Genomic DNA, 21087 nt, shown 5'->3' with positions numbered 1-21087 from the left:
ATGCCCACTTAAATCTGACGGGATCCGTGGTCGGCCCCACGACCACCGTCGCCCCTCGTCCCTGGGAGACAGATGAGCCGGATACGGCACCTCCGACGTCCGCACCCCGCCACCACCGGCACCGCCGTCGCGGCCGCCGCACTGCTGGCGGCGACGCTCACCCCCACCGCCGGGGCCGCCGGCAGACCCGCTCGGAGCACCGCGATCGCCCATGCCGCCGACGTCCTGCGGGAGCGCGCGGCGAGCCTGGGGCTCACCTCCGCCCAGAGGACCACCGTACGGGACGTGATCGTGGACGCGGACGGCGCGCAGCACGTCCGCTACGACCGGGCCTACCGCGGACTCCCGGTGCTCGGCGGCGACTTCGTCGTCCATCTCGCTCCCGACGGCGAGTTCCGGAGCGCGAGCAGGGCGACGACGCGCGCCCTCGACGTCCCCGGCGTCACCCCCGTCGTCAAGGCGCCGCGGGCCGCCGACATCGCCGGCGCCGCGCTGCGCGCCGCGAACGTCGGCGAGACACTGCGCGGGCTGACGTCGAAGCCCGGGCTGGTCGTCGACGCCCTGCACGGCACCCCCCGGCTGGCCTGGCGGACGCACGCGCTCGCCCGGGACGAGGCCGGCAACCCGGTCGCCCGCACGGTCCTCACGGACGCCACGACGGGCGGCCAGATCGACGCCTGGGACGCGCTGGAGAGCGCCGCGGGCGACGGCAAGTCGCTCTACGGCGGCACGGTTCCGCTGGAGACGACCGTCTCCGGGTCGGCGTACCAGCTCAAGGACCCCACCCGCGGCGGCACGTACACCGGTGACGCCGCGAACCAGACCGACCTGTGCGTCCTCGGCATCTGCGTCCGGCGCGCCCCCGCGACGCTCCTCACCGACGCCGACAACCACTGGGGCACGGGCACGACGGCGGACCGCGCCACGGCGGCCGTCGACGCGCAGTACGGCACTGACACCACCTGGGACTACTACAAGAAGGTCCACGGCCGGAACGGCATCGCCGGCGACGGCCGGGGCTCGTACAACCGGGTCCACTACGGCAACGGCTACAACAACGCCTTCTGGGACGACAGTTGCTTCTGCATGACGTACGGCGACGGTGACGGGACCCAGCTCGGCCCGCTCGTCTCGCTGGATGTCGCCGGCCACGAGATGACCCACGGTGTCACCTCCGCGACGGCCGACCTGACCTACTCGGGCGAGCCGGGCGCGCTCAACGAGGCCACCTCGGACGTCTTCGGCACGCTCGTCGAGTTCTCCGCGGACAACGCCTCCGACCCCGGTGACTGGCTCGTCGGCGAGAAGATCGTCCGCCCCGGCTTCGGGAAGCCGGCGCTCCGCTTCATGGACCGGCCCAGCAAGGACGGCTCCTCGGCGGACTGCTGGAGTCCGACGGTGGGGAACCTGGACGTCCACTACTCCTCGGGCGTCGCGAACCACTTCGCGTATCTCCTCGCGGAGGGCAGCGGCACCAAGACCATCGGCGGCGTCACGCACTCCAGCACCACCTGCGACGGCTCGACGGTGACCGGCATCGGCAAGGACAGGCTGGGCGCGATCTGGTACCGGGCGCTGACCGTCTACATGACCTCGTCCACGAACTACGCCGGGGCGCGCACGGCGACCCTGAACGCGGCGCGGGACCTGTACGGGCCGGACAGCGCGGAGCGCGCCGCGGTGGCGGCGGCGTGGAGTGCGGTGGCCGTGGTCTGACCGGTGGCTGGCCGTCAGCCGGTGACGGGAAGGGCGTCGGCGTACGCGTTGGGCGGGCGGGGGACCTTCTTGACGGTGCGGGCGTCGACGGCGGCCTCGGCGGAACTCGTGCCGAGGGTGCCGGCGGGGTGCCAGGTACCGGTGAGGGCCACCCAGGTGTCGGCGGGCGGGGGCGGGGCGCCGTGCACACGTACCTTCACGAACTGGGCGTCGGCGGCGCAGCAGCTGAAGATGGCGCGGGTCAGGTACCAGCCGGGGTTTCCGTCGCCCTTGCCGGACCCGCCCTTGTCGGACGCGCCCTTGTCGGGGGTGACGAAGCCGGTCATCTCGACGACGCGGCCGTCGATGGCCCGGTCGCGGTCCTGCTGCACCCGGGCGGTGAAGTCGGTGAGGGTGATCGGGAGCGGTGAGGTCTTCGGCAGGGGGTCGAAGTCGTCCTGGTCCGTGACCGCCACCGCCTTCGGCGCCTCCCGGGACGCCGTGTACGCGCCGATGGCCGGCGGGGCGTAGAAGAGCAGGCTCAGCGCGGGGAGGAGCAGGAGCCAGGCGACTCGGGGCGGGGTGGAGTGGTCGTGACCGTGGTCGTGGTCGTGGTCGTGACCGTGGTCGTCTCGGCCGTCGGGGGTGTCGTCGCGGCCGGGGGCGTGGGCGTGGGCATCGTCGGGGTCGGGGGTGTCGTCGTGGCCGGGGGCGTTGCTCACTGTGTCGGGCGCGGTGGCGGCCTTTCCTTCGTTCCTGCCGTCCTTCCACAGGGACCAGGACTCCGCCGCGCCCAGGACGAGCAGCAGTGCGCCCGAGGCCACGAGGAGGGGGTGCATGCCCTCCTTGACGTACCTCGTGTAGTCGTCGGTGACGACCGTGGCGTGCAGGAGGCCGAGGCCGCTGAGGAGGAGCAGCAGCGCCTGGAGGGGTCGTTTCACAGGAGTACGGCTCCGATCAGGACGCTGCACAGGATCGCCACGACGACCGTCGCGGCCGAGAAGCGGACCGCGAAGGCCCGGCCGAAGGTGCCGGTCTGCAGGGCGATCAGTTTCAGGTCCACCATGGGACCGACCACCATGAAGGTCAGCCGCGCGGTGGGTGAGAACCCGGTGAGGGAGGCGGCGACGAAGGCGTCCGCCTCGGAGCACACCGAGAGAAGGATGGCGAGCGCGGCGAGGAACAGCACCGACAGCCAGGGCGAGCCGGCGAAGGTGTCGAGCACGGTACGCGGGACGAGGACGTTGAAGGTGGCCGCGGCCATCGCGCCGACGACGAGGAAGCCGCCCGCGTGCAGGAAGTCGTGCTGGAAGCCGGTCCGGAACTCGTTCCAGCGGCTCTGTCCGGGCCGGTGTCCCGTCTGCCGCGCGACCGGCTTCAGCCACTCCGCGCGCCCCAGCCAGAGCCACAGCCAGCCCATCGCGGCGGCGGTGACGAGGGAGGCCAGCAGCCGGGCCAGCACCATCGCGGGACTGCCGGGGAAGGCGATGGCCGTGGCGGTCAGGACGATCGGGTTGATGGCGGGGGCGGAGAGCAGGAACGCGAAGGCGGCGGCCGGGTCGACCCCCCGGCGGATCAGGCTCTGCGCGACCGGCACCGAGGCGCACTCGCAGCCCGGCAGCACCACGCCGGCGGCACCGGCGACCGGGACCGCGAGCGCCGGCCTCCTCGGCAGCACCCGGGTGAACACCCGCGCCGGGACGAAGGCGTTGATGGCACCGGACAGGGCCGTCCCGAGCAGCAGGAACGGCAGCGCCTGCACGGTGATGGAGAGACAGACGGTCCGCCATGCCTGAAGCGCCGGCTCCTCCATCCACCGCCCCACCACGAAGAGCACGACACCGGGGACGACGGCCGCGCCGAGGAGCAGCAGGGGCCAGTGCCGGGGCCAGGTGGGGCCGCCGGGCCGGTCGAGGGGGCCCGCGTCGTCGGCGTCGTCGCCGGCCGCGTCATCGTTCACCGCGTCGGCGCTCACCGCGTCATCGTTCACCGCGTCGGCGAAGGCCGCTCCGGCCGGGGTGCCGGTCGAGGTCCTGCTCGCGGCCCCGCTCACGGTCTTGCCCCCGGTCCCGGTCCGGGCCCGTCGGCCGGTCTCTCTGTCTTCCGCATGCCCACTCCGAACGTCCGCACGATCGGATCGAACATAGCGGGCGCTCCGGGCCGACGTCTCAGACCCCACCCAGGAGAGAGGTGAGGCCGTCGTCGAGAGCCGACCCCAGGTCCTCGCCGCCGAGCGCGACGACGGCGTACGAGCGGTGCAGGAAGCGGCGGAGCGAGGGCGTGTCGAAGCGGATCATGGCCATGCCGTGCGGCGAGTGCAGCTCCACGACGGTGTGCGCCGGGCCGCAGGGCCACAGGTGTACGTCACCGATCCCGGCCGGGGCGGTCAGGCCCTCCGCGAGGAGGGTGCGGGCGAACGCCCATGTGACGTCCGCGTCGTCGGCGGAGGCGCCGGAGGGGAAGTCGATGTGCACGGCGAAGGGGTCGTCGGGGGTGTAGCGCAGGGTGGTGCGGACCGGGATCTCGTCGTAGTCGGGGGTGATCAGGCGGGCACGGGCGCTCTGTTCCAGTGCGGGAGGCGTCGGGCGGGCGGGCCGGGCGGCGGGCATGGGCGGTCTCCTGTTCGGGCGCGTCGGGCGGTTGGGGCGATGCGGGCGCGTCAAGTGGTGCAGGTGCTTCAGGTACGTCAGGTGCTTCAGGTACGTCAGGTGCTTCAGGTAGTTCCGGTGGTTCAGGCACGTCAGGCGGATCAAGCGGTTCGGGCGCTTGGGCTTCTTCACGCGGCTCGGGCTTTTCGGATGCTCGGATGCTGTGGGTTCATGCGTTCGTCTGATGCTTCTTCGGGCGACACACCCTGTCGACCGCGCCAAGCCCCCATGTATTACGCCGCTTTCGAAGTTACCCGCTGTGATGAATGTCACTTTGCGTAACTACTTGAGATTTATGTCATCTCCACATACAAAATCGTCCTGCCCCCTCAAGCAGCACGCGACTGGAGAGCGTTCCCGCCATGACCGACGGCCCGTCCGGGTCCGCGACCACCGCGTACACCCGGATCTACGAGGAACAGCATCCGCGCCTCGTCGCGTACGCGCGTTCCCTCACGCGGAACTCCTGGACCGCCGAAGACCTCGTCGCCGAGGCCCACTTCCGTGTGTGGCGGCGGCTCTCCGGAGGGCACGAGATCGACAACGTGCCCGCCTACCTGATGACGACGGTGCGGCACCTCGCGACGGCGGCGGGCTCCACCGCCGCGCGGGAGACGCCGCTCGATCCGACGGCACCCGAGCGGGTCGAGGTCGATGTGCGGGTGGCCGACGGCGCCGACCCCGCCGAACAGGTCTCCTCCGTCGACCTGTTGGTGCGGGTGCTGGGGCAGCTGCCCGACCGGTGGGTCCAGGCGCTGTGGCTGGCCGAGGCGGAGGGGCATCCGCTGGAGGCCGTCGGGCAGCGCATCGGCGCGAAGCAGGGTGCGACGGCGGTGCTGTTGCACCGGGCGCGCGAGGGGATGCGCCAGGCGTTCCTGCGCGAGCAGCCGGGGGCGCCGATCGATCCGGCGTGCCAGGTGCGTTGGGGGCGTATGCCGGCGTACGTGCGCGGCACCGCGACCGCTCGGCAGTCCGAGCAACTGCTCAGCCATGTGGACGCGTGCGACGACTGCCGGGCGCGACTGGCCGAGCTGATGCGCACGAACGACCGGCTGCCCGCGTTCGTCGGTCCGGCTCTGCTGGTGTTCGTCGTGGGCGGGGGCGGGGGCAAGCTGCTGATGGCCCTCACGGGGGGCTCCGCCGGTACGGCCGCGGTCGTCGGTGCCGCGGGTGGGCACGGGGGTGGCCAGTGGCTGCACGCCGTGCGGCAGGCGGCGAGTGGGGCGGGCGGACGTGCGGGTGGGGTGAAGGTGCCCACCGTGGCGGCGGTCGGGGCGGCCGCGGCTGCCGCCGCCGTCGTGGCCGGCGTCGTTCTCGGGCCCCTCGACTCCGGGGTGGGTCCGGCACAGCGGATGCCGGTCGCGCAGGCGCCCGCGCCGCATCGGCCCGAGGTCCTGTCTCCCGATGTCGTCGAGCACCGGGGGGTGCTCACGGACGTGGTGGTCTCACCGCGTGTGGAGGGTGCGGGCGGGGCCGGGGGCGGGGAGCAGGGGGGCGAGCTGGGAGTGGGTGTGCCTGACTTGCCGGGGCGTGCGGGACCGGGGGGTGAGGAGCCGGGGGGCGAGGAACCGACTGGGGCTGGGGTGGAGCCGCGGGTGGAGGAGGGGCCGTCCGCGGAGGTGCCGCCGGTGGTGGAGGCGCCGCCTGTGGAGGAGCCGCCGGTGGACGAAGCGCCGCACGTGGTCGAGCCGCCTGCCGAGGAAGCGCCGCCTGTTGGGGAACCGCCGGTGGAGGGAGCGCCGCCCGTCGTCGAGCCGCCGGTGGAGGAAGGGCCGCCCCTGGTCGAGCCGCCTGCCGAGGAGGCGCCGCCGGTCGCGGAACCCCCTGCCGAGGAAGCTCCCCCCGTCGTGGAGCCGCCCGTGGAGGAGGCACCGCCCGTCGCCGAGCCGCCCACCGAGGAAGCCCCGCCCGTCGCCGAGCCGCCCACCGAGGAAGCACCGCCCGTCGCCGAGCCGCCCGTCGAGGAAGCCCCGCCGGTCGCGGAACCACCTGCCGAGGAAGCGCCCGTCGCCGAGCCGCCCACCGAGGAGGCACCGCCGGTCGTGGAGCCGCCCACCGAGGAAGCCCCGCCCGCCGTCGAACCGCCCGCCGAGGAGGCACCGTCTGTACCGCCCGTCGAGGCGGGCCCGGAGCAGCCGGGGGATGGGGCCGGAGGCGGTTGTTGATGTCGAGGGGGGCGGCGGGGGCGTGGGGTTTCCTCGCCCCCGCCGCCCCTACCCGTCCCATCCCCAGGGGCTGCGCCCCTTCGACCCCCACACGCAGCCCATGCGCACCCCCGTTCACACCCCCCGGTAGCCAGTCCGCTCGGGCCCCTGGCCTGGCCCCCCGTTCACACCTCCGTTCGCACCTCCGTACGTCCCCCATGCGCGCCCCCCGTTCGCACCCCCGGTGGGCAGTCCGCTCGGGCCCATGGCCTGCACCCCGTCGCACCCCCGGTGCGCACCCCCGCTCGGACCCTGGCCTGCGCCCCCTTTCGCACCTCCACGGTCCCCCATGCGCGCCCCCGTTCGCACCCCCCGGTAGGCAGTCCGCTCGGACCCCCGGCCTGCCCCCCGTTCGCACCTCCACGCCTCCCGCCATGCGCACCCCCGCTCGCACCCCCGGTAGGCAGTCCGCTCGGACCCCTGGACTGCGCCCCGTTCGCACCCCCCGGGAGGCGTGGAGGTGCGAACGGGGAGGGCGGGTCAGGGGTCCGAGCGGGGCCCGAGTGGGGTGCGTGCCCCGCCATGCGCACCCCCGCTCCCGCCCGGCCCCCGGTGCGCACCCCCGCTCGGGCGGCCCCCGCTCGCCCCCCGGTCTGCGCCCCGCTCCGCCGCCCTCCGCGCCTGAGGTGAAGGCGTGTCCGGCAGTCCCCGCCCGCCGGCGCGCCGGGGCGCTTCGCAGCCCCCGGTCACCCGTTCACACCCCCGACCGGCACCCGGTGCTCCCCGTTTGCCCGCACTCCTCGCGCTCAGCCCCATGACCTGCCCAAACGCCCGGCATTCCGGCTTTTGCCGCATGCCACCTGACACCCGTTCACCTCATTTCTGACGCCCCATCAGCAAGCGCGCGGGCCGGAGAGCCACTTATCTCGGAAGGGAACGGAGGACTCTCGGAGGAGGCAGCACGATGCGACGTACCGCCCGGCCGCTGACCACGACCGCGCTCGCCCTCGCCTTCGCGGCCCTCGCCGGCGCGCCCGCGTACGGCGGTGTGGGCACCGAGTTGCTGGAACTGTCCCCCGCCACCGTCGTCCCCGGCGACGAGGTCACCGTCCGTACGACGGCCTGCGGCGCGGGCGGTACGGCCACGGGGGACGCCAGCGCGGTCGGCGCCGGCTCCTTCTCGCTCACCCCCGTCGCCGGGCAGCGGCTCGGCGGGCGGTTCGAGGTGCCGCCGAGCGCGCAGCCGGGGACGTACGAGATCGTCGCTGCCTGCACGGACGGGGACGGTCGGATCACCGGCGACCTGGTGGTCTCGCTCAACGGCACCCTGACCGGGCAGCCGACGTATCCGAGAGGCAGTGTGAAGACGGGGGTCGGCGGCGCACTCGGCCCCGACCCCGTGCAGACCGCGGCGGGTGTGGCGGCCCTGGCCGTCGCCGCCGCGGGCGGTACCTGGCTCCTGCATCGCCGGGCGAGAGGCGACGGGATCTGACGGACACCCTCCGCCGTCCGTCCGCCGGTACCGCCGTCCCCTCCTCCCCTCCGGGCCCGACGCCCCTCGACCCGGAGGGGAGGAACACGGGGACCAGGCTCGCGGCGCGCCCTCGGGCGCCCGTCGGCCCATGAGGAGGTCGAGGAATCCAGGGGTTGAGAGGGTCGAGGGGGTCGAGGGGGTCGAGGAGGTTTCTGGTGCGTGGGCTCGCCGATGCCGTCATAGCCGGGGTCACCGTGGTGGCCCTCTGTACGGGGGCGTGGCTGCTGCACGACGGCACCGCGTCGCACGCTCCGCCGCAGCCGTCGGCCGCGCAGGCCCACAGCCGGCCGGGCGGTGCCTCGGGGACCTCGGGCACGGGGAGCGACCGGGCCGACGGCGGTCGGCCGGCCGTCGCGCTGCCGCCCTCCCCACCCGTGCGGATCCGCATCCCCTCCCTCCGCGTCGACGCGCCGCTCATGGGACTCGGGCTCACGCCCACCGGCAGCCTCGACGTCCCGCCCGCCGAGAAGGAGAACCTCGCGGGCTGGTACGAGGCCGGCACGACCCCGGGCGAGCGCGGCACCGCGATCGTCGCCGGGCACGTGGACAACGCCGACGGTGCCGCCGTCTTCTACCGCCTCGGCGCGCTGCGGCGGGGCGCCACCGTCGAGGTGGACCGGCGGGACGGCGGGACGGCCGTGTTCACGGTGGACGCGGTGGAGGTGTACGAGGCGCGGGACTTCCCCGACGAGAAGGTGTACGGGGCCGCGCCGGGGCCCGAGCTGCGGGTCATCACCTGCGGCGGCGGATACTCGCGGGCGACCGGCTACCAGGGGAACGTGGTCGCCTTCGCCCACCTCACCGGCAGCCGGACGGCCGCGTCGCCACCGGCCACGAACGAGCCGACCACGTAGCCGCCGACGGCCAGGAGCAGGCCGACCCCGCAGCCGCCGACGGCCACGAACGAGCCGACCGCGCAGCCGCCGACGGCCCGCCAGAAGCGCGCACGGCGGCTTCCGACGTGACCTACGGCACCGCGCCCCGGGGCACGCGCCCCCGCCCGTGCGCCGGCCCGTCCTCCCGTATACGCCCGCATGAGCCTCGTATCACCAGGTCAGCGCCGTGATTCCGGGCGTCCTCACACCCCACCCGGCCTGTGTGGAAACCCCTCACACTCCCTTCGGGGCCGCGGGGAGGGCAGCGTTCCTCGTGGGAAACAGATGCGATGCGGTCGGGTAACACCGGCACCGCACGCTCAAGGACATGACCTCGAATGAGCGTGTGGTGGTGATCGGCTCCGGCCTCGCGGGTGTACGTCTCGCCCGGCGGCTGGGAGAGCTCGGCATGCCCGCCACGCTGGTGGGCGAGGAGGAGCACTCACCGTACAACCGGGTGCTGCTCGCCGAGGTGCTGGCCGGGCGGTACGCGCCCGAGGTCATCGCGTTGCCCGCCCCCGCCGAGCTGACGCGCGGCAGGGTGGTCCGGATCGACCGCGAGATGCGAGCCGTACATCTCGCGGACGGTGCGGAGATCGCGTACGACAGGCTGGTCCTCGCGACCGGCTCGAACCCGGTGCTGCCGCCGCTGCGCGGCCTCTGGGACCCGGAGCGGCACGAGTTCCCCGACGGGGTGCACGCCTTCCGGACCATGGACGACTGCATGCGGCTGTCCAAGGCCGTACGGCCGGGCTCGCGGGCCGTCGTCATCGGCGGCGGACTCCTCGGGGTCTCCGCCTCCCGCGCCCTCGCCCTGCGCGGCGCCCAGGTCGTCCTCGCCCAGCAGGGCGAGCGCCTGATGGAACGTCAACTCGACCCGTCCGCCTCGAAGTTGGTCCGTCGGCATCTCACCGACCTCGGCGTCGAGGTGCACACCGAGACGCGCGTACGCGCCGTGCGCAGCGTCGGCGGGACCGTGCGGTCGGTGTCGATGGCCGACGGATACGCCCTCGACGCGGACCTCGTGGTCATCGCCTGCGGCGTCCACCCCCGGGTGGGTCTCGCCCAGGATGCGGGGCTCGCGGTGCACAAGGGCGTCATCGTCGACGAGGAGCTGCGCAGCTCCGACCCGCGCATCCACGCCATCGGCGACTGCGCCCAGTTCGAGGGCACGGTGTACGGGCTCGCCACCCCGGCGCTCGAACAGGCCGATGTGCTGGCCGAGTTGCTCGCGGGGAACACCGGCTCCCGGTACACCGGCACCCGCGCCCTGACCCGGCTGACGCTCGCCGGAGCGGACTTCCTCGACCTCGCCGCGTTCGGCGAGCCCGAGCCGCTGCCCGGCGACGACGTCATCCAGCTCACCGACGCCACGCGCGGCACCTACCGCAAGGTCGTCGTCCGCGACGACCGCCTGGTCGGCGGGGTGCTCGTCGGCGAACTCGGCACCGTGGGCGCGCTCGCCCGCGCCTGGGAGGGAGCGGAGCCGCTCCCCGGAGACGGCGCTCCCCTGCTCCACCTGCTCACCAACGATGGAGGCTCCTGAATGTCCGCCACCCTGGGGGCCACCCCCACGATCGTGCTCGTCGGCCACGGCATGGTCGGCCAGCGCTTCCTCGAAGCGCTCGCCGAGCGCGGCCTGACCGCCACGCACCGCGTGGTCGTGCTCTGCGAGGAGCCGCGCCCGGCGTACGACCGGGTGGCGCTCACCTCGTACTTCGCGGGCAAGAGCCCCGAGGACCTCTCCATGACCGACATGGAGTTCATCGAGACGCACGGGATCGAACTGCTCGTCGGCGACCCGGCCGAGACGATCGACCGTGAGGCGAAGAAGGTCACGGCGCGCTCCGGGCAGGTCTTCGAGTACGACATCCTCGTCCTCGCCACCGGTTCGTTCCCCTTCGTGCCGCCGGTCCCCAACAAGGACGCGGCCGGCTGCTTCGTCTACCGCACGATCGAGGACCTGCTCGCGATCGAGGAGTACGCGAAGACGGCCGAGGTCGGTGCCGTGGTCGGCGGCGGTCTGCTCGGTCTGGAGGCGGCGGGCGCGCTGAAGGGTCTCGGACTCACCTCCCACATCGTGGAGTTCGCGCCCCGGCTGATGCCGGTGCAGGTGGACGACGGTGGTGGCGCCGCGCTGCTGCGCACGATCGAGAACATGGGCCTGAGCGTGCACACCGGCGTCGGCACCCAGGAGATCGTGGTCGACGAGCAGGGTGCCGTCACCGGGATGAAGCTGTCCGACGGCTCCGAACTCGCCACCGACCTGGTCGTGTTCAGCGCCGGTGTCCGCCCCCGCGACCAGCTCGCCCGCGACTGCGGTCTGGCGGTCGGCGACCGCGGCGGCATCAGCGTCGACGAGCAGTGCCGGACCGTCAACGACCCGAACGTCTTCGCGATCGGCGAGTGCGCCCTGGCCTCCGACGGCCGGGTGTACGGCCTGGTGGCCCCCGGTTACGAGCAGGCCGAGACGGCCGCCGCGACGATCGCCGCCGACGAGGCCGCGTTCACGGGCGCGGACATGTCGACGAAGCTGAAGCTGCTCGGCGTCGACGTCGCCTCCTTCGGTGACGCGCACGGCGCGACCGCCGACTGCCTGGACGTCGTGTACTCCGACTCCCGCTCGGGTGTCTACAAGAAGCTGGTCATCGGCCGCGACGGCGAGCTGCTCGGCGGCATCCTGGTCGGCGACGCGGACGCGTACGGCACGCTGAGGGCGTTCACCGGCTCCGTCCCGCCCGTCTCCCCCGAGTCGCTGGTGCTTCCGGCGGGCTCCGGCGGCGGCGCCCAGCTCGGCCCGTCCGCGCTGCCGGACGACGCGGTCATCTGCTCCTGCCACAACGTGTCCAAGGGCGCGATCCGCGGCGCGGTCACCGACCACCAGTGCACCACGGTGCCCGAGGTCAAGAAGTGCACCAAGGCCGGCACGGGCTGCGGCAGCTGTGTGAAGGTGCTGGGCCAGCTGGTCACGGCCGAGCTGGAGGCCAGCGGCGTCGTCGTCGACAAGGGCCTGTGCGGCTGCTTCGCGCAGACCCGCGAGGAGCTGTACGAGATCGTCCTCGCCCTGCGCATCAACACCTACCAGGACCTGCTGGACCGCTACGGCCGCGACGAGGCCAAGGGCGGCGACGGCTGCGACATCTGCAAGCCGGCGGTCGGCTCGATCATCGCCTCCCTCGCCCCGACGATCGGCGCGAGCGGCTACGTCCTCGACGGCGAGCAGGCGGCGCTCCAGGAGACCAACGACCACTTCCTGGCCAACCTGCAGAAGAACGGCTCGTACTCGGTCGTCCCGCGCATCCCCGGCGGTGAGATCACCCCCGAGGGCCTGATCGTGATCGGCGAGATCGCCCGCGACTTCGGTCTCTACACCAAGATCACGGGTGGTCAGCGGATCGACATGTTCGGCGCCCGGGTCGAGCAACTGCCGCTCATCTGGACCCGGTTGGTCGACGCCGGCTTCGAGTCGGGCCACGCCTACGGCAAGTCGCTGCGTACGGTGAAGTCCTGCGTCGGCCAGACCTGGTGCCGCTACGGCGTCCAGGACTCGGTCCGCATGGCGATCGACCTGGAGCTGCGCTACCGGGGCCTGCGTTCCCCGCACAAGCTGAAGTCGGCGGTCTCGGGCTGCGCCCGCGAGTGCGCGGAGGCCCAGTCGAAGGACTTCGGCGTCATCGCCACCTCCAACGGCTGGAACCTGTACGTCGGCGGCAACGGCGGCGCCACCCCGCGCCACGCGGACCTGCTGGCCCAGGATCTCTCCGACGCCGAACTGATCAAGCTGATCGACCGGTTCCTGATGTTCTACATCCGCACCGCGGACCGCCTGGAGCGCACCTCGACGTGGCTGGAGCGGATCCCCGGCGGCCTGGACCACGTCCGTGACGTGGTCGTGGAGGACTCCCTCGGCATCTGCGAGGAACTGGAGTCCCTGATGACGGACCACGTCTCGCACTACGCCGACGAGTGGGCCTCCACCATCAACGACCCCGAGAAGCTGGCCCGGTTCGTGTCCTTCGTCAACGCCCCGGACACCCCGGACCCGGTCGTCGGCTTCGTCCCCGAGCGCGACCAGATCAAGCCCGACCTGCCCCTGCTGTCCATCGGCCTGCGGCCCGCCGATGTCCTGGAAGGAAGCGCCCAGCGATGACCCTCGCCCCCGAGAAGATCGACGTCAAGGTCCAGCTGCGGCTGGCGGACGGCTGGTTCACGGTCTGCGACCTGGACCTGCTGATGCCGGGCCGCGGTGTGGCCGCCCTGCTCCCCGACGGCAGCCAGGCCGCGCTCTTCATGGACCGCGCGGGCAAGCTGTACGCCATCGACAACCGGGACCCCTTCGGCGGCGCCGCCGTCCTCTCCCGGGGCCTCACCGGCAACCACCAGGGCCGCCCCTTCGTCGCCTCCCCGCTCCTGAAGCAGCGCTTCGACCTGGAGAGCGGGCAGTGCCTGGACGACGACACGGTACGCATCACGGCGTACGAGGTACGGGCCGCGTAGCCCGTCGCCGCTCACCCGCCCGTCGCGCGTGGCGCGCGGACGACCGTACGAGGGTACGGACGTCCGCGCGCCGCGCGCGTTCTGGTGTCTCGGCCGTTCGCGCGTTCCGGTGCCTCGGACGTGGTGTCAGGCCTTCAGTTCGTCGTACGTGACGCCGGTGAGGTGCGCCGAGGCGGCCCAGAGGCGTTCGCTCGCGCGGTCGTCGCGGGTCCAGGAGGCTCGGAGGGAGGGTGCCGGGCTGCCGCGCCACATCGCGAAGGACGGGCCGATGAAGGAGTCGGGGCGTACGTCGGGGGCGGTCGCCGCGTAGAGGGTGGGCAGGGCGCCGCCCTCGGCGGACTGGGCGAAGAAGCGGTTGCCGACCCGCATGAAGCGTTCGACGCTCTTGCGGCCCTCGGCGCTGGGGCCGGCCGTCTGGAGGTTGGTCGACGCGTAGCCGGGGTGCGCGGCCGCGGCGACGACGTCCGAGCCGTTCGCCGCCAGGCGCCGGGCCAGCTCGTGGGTGAAGAGCAGATTGGCGGTCTTGGAACGGCCGTAGGCGAGCCAACGCCCGTACGGGCGCTCGCTGTCGAGGTCGTCGATGTCGATGTTCGCCCGCAGGTGCATCAGGCTGGAGACGGTCACGACGCGGGCGCCGGGGGTGGCGAGGAGGGCCGGCAGGAGGAGACCGGTGAGGGCGAAGTGGCCGAGGTGGTTGGTCCCGAACTGCGTCTCGAAGCCGTCGGCCGTCCGGCTCCGCGCCACGGCCATCACACCCGCGTTGTTGACGAGCAGGTCCAGCCGGTCGCTCGCCTGCGCGTAGGCGTCCGCGAACTCCCGTACGGAGCCCAGGTCCCCGAGGTCGAGCCGCATCAACTCGACGCTGCCGTCCGGCACTTCGGCACTCATCCGCTCCAGCGCCGCGGCGCCGCGCTCCGCGCTGCGGCAGGCGAGGACGACATGGGCACCGCGGCGGGCGAGCGCCCTGGCGGCGGCGTATCCGATACCGCTGTTGGCACCTGTGACGACGGCGGAGCGGCCGTGCTGATCGGGGATGTCGCGCACGTTCCAGTCGGTCATGACCGCCGCCTTCCCGAGGGGTTCCTGGGGGTGTGGTCCAGCGTAGACCGGGTGGGGGTATCGCGGGAGGCGTGGCGCTAACGGGTCGGGGGGTTGCGGAGGGTGTGGCGGGTGCGGGTCCGGTGGGAGCTGATCGCGCAGTTCCCCGCGCCCCTGAAAAGCAGGGGCTGCGCCCCCTGCTTTTCAGGCCCGCGGGGCCGTGGTCTTTCAGGCCCGCGGGGCCGTGGTCTTTCGGGCCCGCAGGGGCCTGGTCTTTCAGGGGCGCGGGGAACTGCGCGATCAGCCCCCACCGGACCCGCACCCGCTCACGAGCCCCTGGTCACTCCCCCCAATCGCGCCCCCGGCATCGGGCGGGTGTCCAGGTAGAACCACTCGGCGTCGGGCCCCGGCCCGGCCCCGGCCGGCATCGGCCCCGTACCGCCCACCGCCGCCGTACCGACCGTCGCGTAGTCCCACACCTCCGTCGACACCGGCTCCGGCATCTCCGTGAACGCCGGCTCCCCCTCCGCGGCCCTCGGCTCGGCTGCCGCCGGCAACTTCGTGAGGTCCGGCATCAGCAGTTCCACCCGCAGCCCGGCCCCCCGCTGCTGCGCCACGAACTCCTCGATCTGGCTGCGGCAGGCATGGTCGAGGTGGGTCACCCCCAGCAGGTCCAGCCGGATGCGCGGCTTGCCGGCCGCGGCCGCGCCCTCCAGCGCGTCGATCAGCTTGGGCAGCCGCAGGAACGTCGCGTTGCCCGCCATCACGACCTTCGCCGTGTCGTCCTCGATGTGCTGCCGTACGACGGTCTGCGACATCCGCAGCGCGGCCAGCACCACCCCCGCGGCCAGCCCGAACAGCACCCCTTCGAGGAGTGCGGTCACCGTGATGACCAGCGTCGTCAGCGTCATGACCGCGAACTCGCCCCGGTCCTGCCGCCACATCTTCGGGAACTGCTCCGGCGCGAACAGCTTCCACCCGCTGTGCACGAGGACACCCGCGAGCACCGAGATCGGGATCAGCGCCAGCACCTGCGGCAGCAGCAGCGCGAAGGCGAGCAGCCACAGGCCGTGCAGCGTACGGGAGAGCCGGGTCTTGGCACCGGCCTGCACGTTCGCCGAACTGCGCGCGACGACCGCCGTGATGGGCAGCGCGCCGAGGACGCCGGCGACGGTGTTGCCCGCGCCCTGGGCGATGAGTTCGGTGTTGTAGCGGGTGCGCGGACCGTTGTGCATCCGGTCCACGGCGGCGGCGGTGAACAGGCTCTCCGCCGAGGCGATCACGGTGAAGGTGAGGATCGCCGTGATGATCCCGACGTCGGCGAGCCCGGCCAGCTGATCCGGCCCGGGCACGTCCACGGACGCCAGCAGATTGCCTACCTGGAGCGTCTTCACCTCGACGCCCGGCAACGAGGCCACCGCGATGCCGATCCCGACGGCCACGAGCGCGGCCGGGATCTTCTTCGCCGGCCCCGGTACCTGCTTCCACAGGAAGCTCAGCACGATCGTGACGATGCCGAGTCCGGCCGCGATCAGCGCCTGCGGGTTCGTCACGGTGTCGGCGACGAGTCCGGGGACGCCCGCCATGTTCTCCAAGGGGGTGCCGGGCGCCTTGGAGTCGGACATCGGGTAGAGCTGGCTGAACATCAGCGGCAGTCCGATGCCGGCGAGCATGCCCTGCACGACGGCCAGGGAGATCGCCTGGAACATCCGGCCCAGTTTCACGAGGCCCAGCACGATCTGGAGGATGCCGGAGAAGAGGACGATCACGCCGAGCATCGCGACGCCGAACTCCATGACCGTCTCCGCGACGAGCGCCGCGAGTCCGGCCGCCGGGCCGCTGACCTGGAGGGTGCTGCCCCGCACCGCGCCGACGACCAGACCGCCGATCACGCCGGAGATGATGCCCAGCTCGGCCGGCACGCCGGAGGCCACGGCCACGCCGATGCAGAGCGGCAGCGCGACCAGGAAGACGACGAGGGACGCGGTGATCTCGGTGGCGAAGTCGATACGACCGGCGGAGGCACCGGGACGGGGGCCCTTGGCGCCGGGGCCGGGCCCGGGGCCGGGGTCCTCGGTGCCGGCCCCTGCCCCTGCCCGTGCCCCCGGGGGCGGACGGTCCCGGCCCAAGGGCTCGGCGGGGGGCCACTCCGGAGGATCACCGTGGCCGTGGGCGAAGTCCGGAGCGGAGTATGCGGCGGCGTCCGGGGCCGAGTACGGCGCGTAATCCGGGGCGGGATACGAGGCTGAGGCGGTGGCGTGGTCCGGGGCGTACGGGGGCGGGCCGGGTATGTGGGCCGGGGACCCCGGCCCACCGCTCCGGGCGTTGCGGTGGGACCGGCGGGGGCCGCCGCCCGCCGCGTGCCGGCCGCCGTGCGCGCCGCTCATGAGCCGTGCACCTGGAAGTCGCCGTCCGCGTCAAGTTCGTGGACCTGGCCGGTGTCGATCTCGTAGTACCAGCCGTGCAACCGGAGCCGTCCGGCGTCGAGTTGCTGCCGAGCGACCGGGTACTCCCGCAGGACGGCGAGCTGGTTGCGGATGTTCAGCTGCACGACCTCGCGCAGGGCGGGATCCTCGGACGAGGCGCTGCCCCTGCCGGAGCCGTCGTTCCCGTCGGTGCCGTTCCCGCCCGTGGCGGCCCCCAGGACCGGTTCGAGCGCGGGCCTGGCGTAGTCGAGCCAGGCGTCCACCCGGGGCAGGCCCGACAGATCGGCGCCGTACTTCAGCGCGCCCATCGCACCGCAGTGGGAATGACCACACACCACGATGTCCTGAACGCCGAGCACCTCCAGCGCGTACTCGATGGTGGCGGCCTCGCCGGAGGCGGCCCCGTACGCGTCGTGCGGCGGCACGATGTTGCCCGCGTTTCGCAGCTCGAATATCTCGCCGGGCCGCGCCCCGGTGATCAGGGCGGGAATCACCCGTGAGTCCGAGCAGGTAATGAACAGCGCCTCGGGGAATTGCCCGACGGCGAGCTTCCGGTATTCGTCGCTCTCGAAGTCGACCCGCCGCTTGAACGAACGGGCGCGATCCAGCAACGCCTTCATCATGCCTCCCTGCAATGGCTCTGACCAGCTCTTACGACCGTAGAGGGGCGATGAACAGAGGAAGGTTAAGAGAACACTAAAGCGCCGCCAGATTCTCCACATATTTCGGCCATCGGCTCCTTCACCGCAGGTCGGGCGACCGAATACAAGCGGTTTCTGAGGGTCATTTCACAATGCTCCGGATTCCCTGCCCACATCCGTTCGTTCTCTTGTAGCGTGGCGCCCCACAGCACGGCTCTCGTGTTGTCCCGACTTTCTGGAGAGACAGGCGGCCATGGGCGTACGAGTGCTGCTCATCGAGGACGACGAGACGATCGCCGAACCGCTCGCCGACGGGCTGCGGCACTTCGGCCTGACGGTCCACCACGTGGCGAACGGCGCGGACGGGTTGAGAGGTCCGCACGGTGATGTCGTCCTGCTGGACCTGGGCCTGCCCGACATGGACGGCATCGACGTCTGCCGTGGGATCCGCCGGACCTCCGACGTCCCCATCATCATCCTCAGCGCGCGCGGCGAGGAGGCCGACCGTGTACTGGGCCTCGAACTCGGCGCCGACGACTACCTGGCGAAACCATTCAGCATCCGCGAACTGGTCGCCCGGATACGTGCGGTCTCCCGCCGCCACCAGCGCCGGGGCAACGGGGTCGCGGGTGGCGACATGGGCGCGGTCGCGGACGGGTTCATGGCCGGCGGCACGGGCGGGGTGGTGGCCGGGGTCGTGCTGGCCGAGTCGGGCGTCGGGACGGCGGCCGGGGACGGGGCCAGGGGCAGGAACAGGGGCACGGACTGGGGCACGGACAGGGCGGGAACGGACACTGGGGCCGCGGCCGAGTTCGAAGCCGTGGCCGGCGGTGCGGCGTACGGGTCGTGGGCGGCGTCCGCTTGGGACGACCCCGCGCCGGAGTCCCCGGCCCGGCGGGTGTCGGCGACCGGGGACGGATTCGGGGGCCGGGACCGGACCGGGAGCCGTTTCGGGGCCGGGAGCGACTTCGCCGCCGTCGGTGACGCCGGGACCGAGACCCGCCATCGGGCAGGGGGCGTGGGCGAGGGCTCAGCGCGCTTCGGGGCCGACGACGTGGGGCGCTCGGCCGGCGGGGAGTACGACTGGTCGGCCGCCCCGTACGACACGCCGGCGCACGGCACACCCACGTACGCCACCCCGGCGCCCGGCGCGCCCCCCTTCGGGAGCCCTGCGCCCGGCGCTTCGGCCTCGGTCGGCCCGGCGTACGGCACCCCCTCCCACGCCACCCCGCCGCACGGCAGCCCGGTCCACGAACCCCCGCCCTACGAACCCCCCGTCTACGAGCCCCCCATGTACGAGCAGGCCCCGCCCCCACCCCGGGACCCCTCCGGGGCCGAGGCCGCCGACGACGGTACGGCCCCACCCCCCGGTCCGCTCGTCGTGGACCGGCGGACCCGGCAGGTGTGGGTCGGCGAGGTCCCGGTCGCGCTGACGCCGAAGGAGTTCGAACTGCTGGCGCTGCTCACCGAGGACCCCGGGGCGGTCTACTCCCGGCAGCAGATCCTCAACCGTGTCTGGGACGACCACTATCAGGGCCCGACCAAGACGCTGGACGTCCATGTCGCCACCCTGCGCCGCAAGTTGGGCGACCCGGCGTGGATCCAGACCCTGCGCGGCGTCGGCTTCCGGCTCGCCGTACGCACCCCAGGGCCGGGACAGGGACACGGCGGTGGGCGCGGGCCGGAGTCGAGGGCGGCGTCCACATCGGGAGCCGCTTCGGGGTCGGGAGCGGGATCAGGGTCGCGATCGGGGTCGGGGGCGGGGAGGCATCGGACGCCCGAGGCCAGGGCCTCATGACCCGGCGCCTGCTGCTGAGTTACCTCAGCCTCGCCGCCCTCGTCCTGCTCGGCCTGGAGATCCCGCTGGGCTTCGTCTACTCCCGGGCCGAGCGGGAGCGGATCGTCAACTCGGCCAACGACGAGGCCGAGTCGGTGGCCGCGTTCACCGCGCTGTCGCTCGCCGCCGACCGACCGGACGAACTCGTCGAACGGGCCAGGCACTGCGCCGAACGCATCGGCGGAAGGGTCGTCATCGTCGACGCGGACGGTGAACTCCTCGCCTCCTCCCACTCCCTGTCCGCCGAGGAGAAGCAGTCTCTCTCCTCCCTCCCCGAGATCTCCGCCGCGCTCCGGGGCCGCGCCACCACGGACGTCCGCACGACGACGACCGGCGGGGTCCACTACCTGTCCGTGGCGGCCCCGGTGGGCCACGCGACAGCGGGCACGGACACCGACTCGGGCACGGATCCCGACTCGGGCACGGACACGGGCTCGGATCCCGGCTCCGGCGCGAAAACGGCCCCGGTCACGTACACCGTCTCGGGCACGGGCACGGGCACGGGCACGGGCACGGGCACGGGCACGGGCACGGGCACGGGCACGACAGCCGACCCCCTCCCCGCCTCGCACACCCACCCCGCCTCGCACACCCACCCCGCCTCGGGCACCCGTCCGGAGTCGGGCGCGGCCGCGCAGGGTGCCGTGCGCATCACGTTGCCGACCACGATGGTGCACGCCCGCGTGTTCGCGGTCTGGCTGCTGCTGGCGCTGGCCGGGCTCGCCGTGCTCACCGGCGTCGCCGCGGTCGCGTTCGCGTTCGCGCGCTGGACGGGGCGCCCCATCCGGCAGTTGGAGGAGGCCACCCACCGGCTGGCCGAGGGCGGCACGGCGACCAGTGTCGTGGTCACCTCCGGCCCGCCGGAGGTGCGGAGTCTCGCGGCGGCCTTCAACACGACCGCGGCCCGCCTCGAACATCTGCTGGCCTCCCAGCGAGCGTTCGCCGGTGAGGCCTCGCACCAGTTGAAGACCCCCCTGGCGGCGCTGCGGCTACGGCTGGAGAACCTGGAACCTGACATCGCCCGGCGCGCCCGGCCGAGCCTCGACGCGGCCGTCACCGAGACCGACCGGCTGGCCCGGATGGTCGAGGGGCTGCTGGCGATGGCCCGCCTGGAGGAGTCGGCGGCCATTCCGGCCCCGGTCGACCTGGGGGCGATCTGCGCGGAACGGCACCGTACGTGGGGGCCGTTGTTCGAACGCGAGGGGGTTTCCCTGGTCCTCTTCGCCGGTGTGGTGGGGCCGGTGACGGCCGTGCCCGGAGCGGTGGAGCAGATCCTCGACAACCTCCTCTCCAACGCCCTGCGCGCCTCCCCCGCGTACAGCACGGTCACCATGGAGCTACGGCTCCTCGTCCCCGCCCGCCGGGCACTGCGCGACGCCCGGCCCAGCTGGGTCGACCTGCACGTCACCGACGAGGGCCCGGGTATGACGCCCGAGCAGCGCGCCCGCGCGTTCGACCGTTTCTGGCGCGCCCCCGGCGCACCCAAGGGCGGCACCGGGCTGGGCCTCTCCCTCGTCCAGCGGCTCGCCCACGCCAGTGGGGGTGAGGTGACGCTGCGGGAGGCGGCGACGGGCGGCTTGGACGCGGTCGTCCGCCTGCCGTCCGCCGAGCCGCCGGGGCCGGTGCATGGCCACAGCCACGGCCATGGCCACGGGTTCGGCGGGCGGCCGGGGCAACGGCGCCGTGAGGCACCGCCGTTGCCGGCCTGAGCGCGAGGCGGCCCGCACCCTGTCGGGGCCCCGTCCGCCCCGG

The 21087-nt window shown here is 73.3% G+C and carries 15 protein-coding genes and 1 pseudogene; 10 read left to right on the top strand and 6 right to left on the bottom strand.

Going from position 1 to position 21087, the window contains the following annotated elements; all coding sequences use genetic code 11:
• The first annotated feature begins 72 nt into the window (after window positions 1–72).
• On the top strand, window positions 73–1716 hold the full coding sequence (locus tag HW837_RS24955) for a M4 family metallopeptidase (RefSeq protein WP_093789183.1): 1644 nt from the start codon (window positions 73–75) through the stop codon (window positions 1714–1716).
• Window positions 1717–1730: 14 nt separating this feature from the next.
• Here the strand turns inward: HW837_RS24955 and HW837_RS24950 are convergent, their stop codons facing one another.
• The 3 genes from HW837_RS24950 to HW837_RS24940 all read right to left on the bottom strand — a co-directional run bounded on the left by HW837_RS24950 (window position 1731) and on the right by HW837_RS24940 (window position 4304).
• Window positions 1731–2636 (bottom strand): TIGR03943 family putative permease subunit, encoded by a 906-nt coding sequence (locus HW837_RS24950; RefSeq protein ID WP_193380067.1) that lies wholly within the window; start codon window positions 2634–2636, stop codon window positions 1731–1733.
• Window positions 2633–3655: a permease gene (locus HW837_RS24945; protein ID WP_371271410.1), complete on the bottom strand. Its 1023-nt coding sequence runs from the start codon at window positions 3653–3655 to the stop codon at window positions 2633–2635. The genes HW837_RS24950 and HW837_RS24945 overlap by 4 nt, the downstream gene beginning before the upstream one ends.
• 208 nt (window positions 3656–3863) lie before the next feature.
• Window positions 3864–4304, bottom strand: coding sequence for an SsgA family sporulation/cell division regulator (locus HW837_RS24940; RefSeq protein ID WP_078853434.1), 441 nt, complete (start codon window positions 4302–4304; stop codon window positions 3864–3866).
• Between the two features lie 401 nt (window positions 4305–4705).
• Here HW837_RS24940 and HW837_RS49655 point away from each other — a divergent pair, with 401 nt between their 5' ends.
• The 6 genes from HW837_RS49655 (at window position 4706) to nirD (ending at window position 13393) form a co-directional block, all read left to right on the top strand.
• Complete coding sequence (locus tag HW837_RS49655; RefSeq protein WP_193380068.1) at window positions 4706–6508, top strand: sigma-70 family RNA polymerase sigma factor; 1803 nt, start codon at window positions 4706–4708, stop codon at window positions 6506–6508.
• 943 nt (window positions 6509–7451) lie between these two features.
• Window positions 7452–7979: a hypothetical protein gene (locus tag HW837_RS24930; protein WP_060884797.1), complete on the top strand. Its 528-nt coding sequence runs from the start codon at window positions 7452–7454 to the stop codon at window positions 7977–7979.
• A 197-nt stretch (window positions 7980–8176) separates the two neighbouring features.
• Window positions 8177–8875 carry a class F sortase gene (locus HW837_RS24925; RefSeq protein ID WP_093789180.1) on the top strand — a complete coding sequence of 233 codons (699 nt, stop codon included), beginning with the start codon at window positions 8177–8179 and terminating at the stop codon, window positions 8873–8875.
• Window positions 8876–9224: 349 nt separating this feature from the next.
• Entirely contained in the window at window positions 9225–10442 is a 1218-nt protein-coding gene (locus tag HW837_RS24920; protein WP_093789179.1) for an NAD(P)/FAD-dependent oxidoreductase, read from the top strand.
• Complete coding sequence (gene nirB, locus HW837_RS24915; RefSeq protein WP_045557431.1) at window positions 10443–13046, top strand: nitrite reductase large subunit NirB; 2604 nt, start codon at window positions 10443–10445, stop codon at window positions 13044–13046. It begins immediately after the preceding gene.
• Window positions 13043–13393 carry a nitrite reductase small subunit NirD gene (gene nirD, locus HW837_RS24910; RefSeq protein ID WP_045557432.1) on the top strand — a complete coding sequence of 117 codons (351 nt, stop codon included), beginning with the start codon at window positions 13043–13045 and terminating at the stop codon, window positions 13391–13393. The genes nirB and nirD overlap by 4 nt, the downstream gene beginning before the upstream one ends.
• Before the next feature lie 126 nt (window positions 13394–13519).
• On the opposite strand, the gene HW837_RS24905 is transcribed toward nirD, so the two are convergent.
• The 3 genes from HW837_RS24905 to HW837_RS24895 all read right to left on the bottom strand — a co-directional run bounded on the left by HW837_RS24905 (window position 13520) and on the right by HW837_RS24895 (window position 17477).
• A complete protein-coding gene (locus HW837_RS24905) occupies window positions 13520–14452 on the bottom strand; it encodes an oxidoreductase (protein ID WP_045557433.1) in 933 nt (310 codons plus the stop codon).
• Between the two features lie 305 nt (window positions 14453–14757).
• On the bottom strand, window positions 14758–16818 hold the full coding sequence (locus HW837_RS24900; RefSeq protein WP_237270353.1) for a SulP family inorganic anion transporter: 2061 nt from the start codon (window positions 16816–16818) through the stop codon (window positions 14758–14760).
• On the bottom strand, window positions 16815–17477 hold the full coding sequence (locus tag HW837_RS24895; RefSeq protein ID WP_045557434.1) for a carbonic anhydrase: 663 nt from the start codon (window positions 17475–17477) through the stop codon (window positions 16815–16817). The genes HW837_RS24900 and HW837_RS24895 overlap by 4 nt, the downstream gene beginning before the upstream one ends.
• 274 nt (window positions 17478–17751) lie before the next feature.
• Between HW837_RS24895 and HW837_RS48835 the strand changes: the two are divergent.
• The 3 genes and pseudogenes from HW837_RS48835 to HW837_RS24885 form a co-directional block, all read left to right on the top strand.
• Window positions 17752–18108, top strand: a pseudogene (locus tag HW837_RS48835) (response regulator transcription factor); the annotation flags it as partial.
• Between the two features lie 27 nt (window positions 18109–18135).
• Window positions 18136–19296 carry a winged helix-turn-helix domain-containing protein gene (locus HW837_RS50395; protein ID WP_390623579.1) on the top strand — a complete coding sequence of 387 codons (1161 nt, stop codon included), beginning with the start codon at window positions 18136–18138 and terminating at the stop codon, window positions 19294–19296.
• The gene (locus tag HW837_RS24885; protein ID WP_193380069.1) at window positions 19293–21044 is read left to right on the top strand and encodes a sensor histidine kinase; all 1752 of its coding nucleotides are present in this window, start codon (window positions 19293–19295) and stop codon (window positions 21042–21044) included. The genes HW837_RS50395 and HW837_RS24885 overlap by 4 nt, the downstream gene beginning before the upstream one ends.
• Window positions 21045–21087: the final 43 nt, after the last annotated feature.

This window comes from Streptomyces caniscabiei (assembly GCF_014930365.1).
In the GTDB taxonomy this organism is placed as follows: domain Bacteria; phylum Actinomycetota; class Actinomycetes; order Streptomycetales; family Streptomycetaceae; genus Streptomyces; species Streptomyces caniscabiei.
This window is presented reverse-complemented; position numbering and strand designations above follow the sequence as displayed.